Origin of the sequence: Kitasatospora sp. NPDC059571, from assembly GCF_042735675.1 — a bacterium.
In the GTDB taxonomy this organism is placed as follows: domain Bacteria; phylum Actinomycetota; class Actinomycetes; order Streptomycetales; family Streptomycetaceae; genus Kitasatospora.
Genome location: NZ_JBHWBW010000785.1, coordinates 1 through 1,726, shown reverse-complemented (window position 1 = coordinate 1,726; position 1,726 = coordinate 1). Strand labels below are relative to the sequence as shown.

1 protein-coding gene is annotated in these 1,726 nt (G+C 70.0%); it reads left to right on the top strand.

The features are described from left to right. Positions 1–424 precede the first annotated feature (424 nt). Positions 425–1,702, top strand: a complete 1,278-nt coding sequence (locus ACFV0G_RS38995; RefSeq protein ID WP_380558547.1) for an IS110 family transposase — start codon at positions 425–427, stop codon at positions 1,700–1,702. Positions 1,703–1,726: the final 24 nt, after the last annotated feature.

The following is a 1,726-nucleotide window of genomic DNA, read 5'->3' as shown; positions in this document are numbered from 1 at the left end:
CCCTAATCCGTAGTGAAGGCGGCTCCAGAGCGTCTCGGTCGGGGCTTCGGGGGCTGCCTGATCTGACGGACACCTTCCTTACTCCTGGCCCGGCGAGGCCTTGACGAAGAGCGGTGCCGTCACGTGGTGGGTTTCGTGGTGATCGCGTGGGCGCCGGGCTGATGCCTACGACAACCCCGGCCTGGAAGGCCCTATGAGAGAGCGGCACAGTCCGGCGTCGTCGGGCCGCCGCGAAACCCGCCCAAGATCGTGTTTCCGTGGTCGTGGTGCGAGCCCGCTCCAGGGATGACCTCTTCTTGATCCGCGAGCCTTCGAGCTCTGGCACAGACGGGGGCCCCTGGGGTGCGCTGGTGTCATGAACGGCTACTGAGATGGCGGACCATCGAGTCCTGGGATTAGGGCGCCGCGTGACCCGCATGTGCTCGTGACCTGCGAGAACAGGCAACGTTGGGAGAATCGGTTGAAGATCTTCTGCGGCATCGACTGGGCCGAATCGCACCACGACGTCGCGCTGGTCGACGACACCGGCGCCCTGCTGGCCAAGCGCCGGATCGCCGACGACGCGGCCGGCTACCGAATCCTCCTCGACCTGCTCGCCGACCACGGCGACACTGGGGCGGCCCCGATCCCGGTGGCGATCGAGACCAGCCGCGGCCTGCTGGTCGCCGCCCTGCGTACCGGGCAGCGGCAGGTGTTCGCGGTCAACCCGCTGGCCGCCGCCCGGTACCGCGACCGGCACGGCGTGAGCCGCAAGAAGTCCGACCCGGGCGATGCCCTGGTGCTGGCGAACATCCTGCGCACCGACATGCCCATGCACCGGCCGTTGCCCGCCGACTCCGAGCAGGGCCGGGCCGTCACCGTGTTGGCCCGCGCCCAACAGGATGCCGTCTGGAACCGGCAGCAGCTCGGCAACCAGATCCGCTCGCTCCTGCGCGAGTACTACCCAGCCGCCCTGGAAGCCTTCCAGAGCAAGGCCGGCGGTCTGGCCCGGCCGGACGCCCGCGCCGTGCTCACTGCGGCACCGACTCCGGCCGCGGCCGCGAAGCTCACCCCGGCCCAGCTGCGGGCCGCGCTCAAGCGCGCCGGCCGCACGCGAGGGATCGACGCCGAGGCAGAACGGCTCCGCGAGGTGTTCCGGGCCGAGCAGGCCCGCCAGCCGAAGGTGGTCGAGGACGCCTTCGGCCATCAGCTGGCCGCCCTGCTCAAGCAGTTCGACGCGGCCTGCCGGGCCGGTGACGACCTCGCCGAGGCCGTCGAGATCGCTTTCCGGGAGCACCCCGACGCCGAGATATACCTCAGCTTCCCCGGCCTCGGCGTCCAGCTCGGCGCCCGCCTCCTGGCGGAGATAGGCGACGACCGGACCCGCTTCGCCGACGCCCGCGGCCTCAAGGCCTACGCCGGCTCCGCACCCATCACCCGGGCCTCCGGCAAGAAGAGCTACGTCGGCAGGCGCATGGTCAAGAACAACCGGCTCATGCACGCCGGATTCCTCTGGGCCTTCTCCGCCCTCACCGCCTCGCCCGGCGCCGACGCCCACTACCGCCGCCGACGCGAGCACGGAGACTGGCACGCCGGCGCCCAACGCAACCTCCTGAACCGACTGCTCGGCCAGCTCTTCCACTGCCTTCAGAACCGCCAGCTGTTCGACGAGAACCATGCCTTCACCTCCTCCGTCACGTCATCAATCACGGCTGCTGCTTGACTCAATAGCCCCCTGAGATGTCTC